Below are 1,926 nucleotides of genomic sequence, written 5' to 3' on the forward strand. Positions count from 1 at the left end.
CGCAAGGCTGCTGCCGAGCAGTTTGCCGTCGTGGTTGTCCAGGCCCTTGCTGGTGAGTGCGAGCGCGTCCTTGGCTTCGATTCGGCCACCGTCGCGGTTGCTCAGCAAGCCCTCTACGGTCACCTGCAAGCCACTCTGGCTGGTCAGGGTGCCGCCGCTGTTGTCCAGCACACCAGCGTGAACCTCCAGCGACTGGCCGCCGATCAGGCCCTTGAGGTTGTCCAGGCGCTGGCTGATCTGCAGTAGCAGGCGCTGATCACTGAGCAAACGACCGTTACTGGTGTCCAGTTGCTCGGCAGCGAGGGTGAACGCTTTTGCGCTGGAAATCTCGCCACCCTGGTTGGCCACGGTCTTGAGGTTGTTCAGCAGCAGCGACGGGGCGTTGATCAGGCCGCCACGGTTGTCCAGGTGGCCATGGCTCAGGTCGAGATGGACCGAAGTGTCGCTGAACAGCTTGCCGCCCTGCTGGTCGAGGCCGGTAACCGTCGCGCTGAGTGCTTCGCGGCTGCCCACGCGGCCGCCGTCGCGGTTGTCCAGCTGGCCGGCGTGCAGGTCGAGGGGGCGGTTGCTGCTGATACTGCCCTGGCGGCTGTTGTCCAGGTGGCCGGTGGTAATGGTCAGCGCGCCCTTGCTGGCAATAACGCCCTTGTCGGTGTTGTCCAGGCTGGCGCTGGCGAGGGTGATGTCACCGTCGCTCAGCAACTCGCCACCCTTGTTGAGCAGCGCGCCTGCCGTGGTCAGTTTCAGGCTGCCGGCACTGTCCAGTTTGCCGGTGCTGTTGTCCAGGCTTTGCGCGACCATCACCAATTGGCCCTCGGCACTGATCAGGCCAAGGCGGTTGAGCGCCGCGCCGGTCAAGGTCAGGGTCATGTCCCGCTGGCTGGTCAGGCGGCCACCGTCGTTGTCCAGGGTCAGGCCGGTCAGGGTCAGGCCGGTCTGGGCCTCGATACGTGCCTTGTTGCGGTTGAGCAGTGCCTGCAAGGCGAGGGCCATGCCGGTGCCGGCGACCAGCAGGCCGCCGTCGCTGTTGTCCAGCGAGGTGCCGGTCACGCCGACGGCGGCCTTGCCGGTGATCTCGCCACCACGGTTGTCGATGCGATCAACGTCCAGGGTCAGCGCGCCGTTGCTGCCGAGCAGGCCCGCCTCGCGGTTGTCCAGTGCGTCGCCCTTGATCCGCAACTGCTCCAGGCTGACCAGCGAACCCGCAGTGTTGAGCAATGTGCCAGCCTGGATCTCACCACGGCCTTTGCCGGAGACCTTGCCCTGGCGGTTGTCCAAAGTGCCGGCGTCGATATTCAGGGCGGTGTCGCCCACAAGAATGCCTTGGCGGTTATCCACGCGGGTGGCGCGCAGGTCCAGGCCCTTGGCCGAGACCAGGCCCTTGGTATTCTGCAGTACCTGGGCGATACGGACCGTCAGATCCTGGTCGCTGATCAGCTTGCCCTGGCGGTTGTCCAGCGTACCGGCGGCCAGCGTGAAGCCTTGCGGACTCACTATCTCGCCGCGCTGGTTGTCGACGCTGCCGAGATTGTTCAGCACCAGCAGCGGAGCCTTGATCAGGCCATGGTTGACCAATGCGCCCTGGCCCAGGTCGAGGGTGATCGAAGTCTTGCTCAGCAGGCGCCCGGCCTGCTGGTCGAAGCCGGTGGCGGTCAAGCTCATTGCGCCATCGCTGTCGATGCGGCTATCGCTGCCTGCATTGTTGACCTGGCCGGCCTTGATGGTCAGGCGGTCGTTGCCAACCACGTGCCCGCTGTCGCGGTTGTCCAGCGTGCCGGTGGCGATATCCATGGCCCCCTGGGCGCCGATCTCGCCGGCATGGTTGTACAGGCTGGCGCTGCGCAGGTCGAGGGTGCCGTCGGCGGTGATCGACCCGCGCTGGTTGTCTACCTTGCCAGTGGTGGCCAGGGTGAGCTTGCCGGCGGC

General features: G+C 65.9%; 1 pseudogene. It reads right to left on the reverse strand.

The features are described 5' to 3' along the window. Nucleotides 1-1,926: pseudogene (locus tag NMG10_RS25715) on the reverse strand (adhesin); the annotation flags it as partial.

This window comes from Pseudomonas sp. DVZ6 (assembly GCF_024259445.1).
Classification (GTDB): Bacteria; Pseudomonadota; Gammaproteobacteria; order Pseudomonadales; family Pseudomonadaceae; genus Aquipseudomonas; species Aquipseudomonas peradeniyensis.